Origin of the sequence: Psychromonas hadalis ATCC BAA-638, assembly GCF_000420245.1 — a bacterium.
GTDB lineage: Bacteria > Pseudomonadota > Gammaproteobacteria > Enterobacterales > Psychromonadaceae > Psychromonas > Psychromonas hadalis.
This window is the reverse complement of sequence record NZ_ATUO01000265.1, coordinates 1-2770: the sequence shown is the minus strand read 5'-3', so window position 1 is coordinate 2770 and position 2770 is coordinate 1. Positions and strand designations below refer to the sequence as shown.

Here is a 2770-nt window from a genome sequence, read left to right as displayed (position 1 = left end):
GTACTCGTCTTATTATTAAAGGTTTTTAAGCAATCTTTACAACGATACCGTTGTATTGAACCCGACATCCCCCATTTTTTTAGCTGGCTAGAATGGCAGTGTGGACATTGGGATAGCATATCGAAAAGTGGCTGAATTAACTCATTCGCACTGATTTCAGTGTCTAATGCTTGAATTGACTGGTGAACTACCTCTCTTTGCGCCGGTGTCATAGAGAAAAGTGCTTTTGTGATTAGATTAAGCTTACTTACAAATAATTTAGTCTTCATTGCGAGTACCTTCAATCAGTTAAGTCTTATTTATAAGTATAGACAACAATTAGCTACAACAGAGCCTAAAGTTAATGGTTCACACTTATTTTTACCTCATTATAAAAATAAGTGTTTGGCAAAGAAATTAAAACAGCGAAGTGACTACAATAATACGATCCTTTCGTGTTATAGAGGTCATTTTACACGTTAAAAACAGCTAATCTCTGCGTTGCACTCAATCTCAATAACCTCTGCCCTATTTGACTTTGTCAAACTGCACGCAGTACAAAAAAATTTCCGTTTTTCTCATTACTCAATGATGTGCCTTGCTGTTAACTATTTTTCCTCCTGAAATTTTGAGCATCTTATTAAACGCAATGTGACAAGAAAGCCTGAGATGAACATTGACAGGAAAGAAATGAATAAGGTAACGTAAGCATACATAAGCAACCATTAAAGTAGCAAAAAATAACTCACCATAAGCAATAGATTCGATCACTTTCACCAACTGCATATCGTAACCACTATTTAATAAATAATGACTAGTTTTAAACATCGCCGTTGCACCAATCACTAATGGAAAAGTAAATGCAGAGTAAGCGGGGGTAAATGGCAAACGCAATAACTTGCTAAAAGAGACATAGATAAACAGCGTCATCATCAGGGCAATACAAGCAAGTAATAATACCAATAGAGGGTTTGGTTGCTCTGTGATCGTTAGGTATCCCGCTAAGGTCAGGCTAGCAGGTGCGGCAAACACAGTAATCGTCGGTTTTTCATGATCCGCTATTTTGCTATGAAAAAAGTAGCGATACAGCATCGTAGGCAATAGTATTGCATAAGCCACTAAACCAAACATTAACAGGCTATTAGCGACTATTAATAAATCACCACCAGGAAAAGAGACTACAGCCACCACAATGCCCACGGGTGGAATAAACCAGCTTGGTAAAATATGTTCAAATTTAAAATCTTGCACTCGATAATAGATAAACGTCACTAAAAAAGAGAGGTGTAAAAGTATCGCGACTAACCATAGCAGCAAAGCAAGTGAGTGGTTAAAATGGTTAATATTATTCGCTACCACCATCAAAGCCATTGAAAAAGTAGGAACGATACTGCCACTCAGATGATGAGCAAGATCTTGCTTTAAGAGTGATGGATTAAAAACAAATTTCAACAATAGCGAAGTAAGCAGAAAAGAAGCGATCACCGCGCCACCCATTTGCACTTGCCCCTGCAAGTTTGCGGCACTTTCCCAACACCAACCCAAGCTTGCAATTCCTAGTGCCAGCCCTGCTAACGCTGTCGGGATAGTAGTAAAAAAATTACTTATGCTATTTTTCATAATTGCTCCTCAATGACTACAAAACAATTATATCTAACCCCACGGTTAAAAATAGTTTAAAATATTTAACCAAGAGTTAAGAATAACTTAACATATAACGCGAGATCACTATGAATATCAGTTTGAAACAGTTACAGGTTTTTATCTGCATCACCCAAGAAAAAACCATTACCGCAGCAGCCGAAAAACTATTTTTAAGTAAACCAGCTGTAAGCATGAGCCTAAGCGAGCTTGAAAAACAGCTTGGTCACCCGCTATTTGAACGCAAAAATAACCGTCTGTTCATCAACGAACTGGGTAAGCAACTCTTGCCACTTGCAGATGAACAGATTGAACGTAGCAAAGTAATCAGTAACCTTTTCCTTGCTCCAAATAAACTTAAAGGGAAATTGCATATCGGCGCCAGTAACACCGTTGGCAACCATCTATTACCCTTACTGTTATCGGATTTTAGAAAAAAATATCAACAGCATAATCAATCACTATTAATTGACAACAGCCAAACCATTTGCGAGCAGATAAAAGAATATGAGTTAGATATTGGCTTAGTGGAAGCAAACCAATTTGATAGTCAATTAACCGCTATAAAGTGGTTAAAAGATGAAATGGTGATTGTTTGTTGTGCTGATCATCCATTAAGTTATAAAAAACAGTTAATTCTCGAAGATTTAGAAGATCAACAGTGGATTTTACGAGAGATAGGCTCAGGCAGTCGCAGTTTCTTTATTAACCAAATAGGCCAAAAGTTAAGTCATTACCAAATATCATTAGCACTTAAAAGTACCGAAGCAATCATCAACTGCACTAGCGCAGGTTTAGGTATCGCGTGTATTTCCAAATTAGCAGCACGTCATGCACTCGCAGATAAACGTTTGACTCAGCTAACATTGAATGTCGATATGCACCGTGATTACTGGCTAGTATGGCATAAAGATCGCTACCAAAGCCCACTCCTAAAAACCTTTATCGATTTTAGTAAACAATGGACATTACCATTTTAAAACAATGCTTAAAGAGCAATTGAACTTGCACGCTATTAATGGTTGCACTGTGCATTTTCAATTCTATATTTTAGCCAAAAAAAAGCCTCACATATAATGTGAGGCTTTTCTAAAATGGTGCCCGGAGCGAGACTTGAACTTGCACGCTATTGATGGTTGCACAGTGCATT

General features: G+C 37.5%; 3 protein-coding genes. 1 reads left to right on the top strand and 2 read right to left on the bottom strand.

The window, feature by feature from the left end:
• On the bottom strand, window positions 1–269 hold a 269-nt coding region (locus tag G322_RS0118565; protein ID WP_022942793.1), incomplete at its 3' end, for an IS1/IS1595 family N-terminal zinc-binding domain-containing protein.
• A gap of 295 nt (window positions 270–564) precedes the next feature.
• A complete protein-coding gene (locus G322_RS21420; protein ID WP_022943175.1) occupies window positions 565–1599 on the bottom strand; it encodes a TDT family transporter in 1035 nt (344 codons plus the stop codon).
• 110 nt (window positions 1600–1709) lie between these two features.
• Between G322_RS21420 and G322_RS0118555 the strand changes: the two genes are divergently transcribed.
• Window positions 1710–2600, top strand: coding sequence for a LysR family transcriptional regulator (locus G322_RS0118555; RefSeq protein WP_022943174.1), 891 nt, complete (start codon window positions 1710–1712; stop codon window positions 2598–2600).
• Window positions 2601–2770 lie beyond the last annotated feature (170 nt).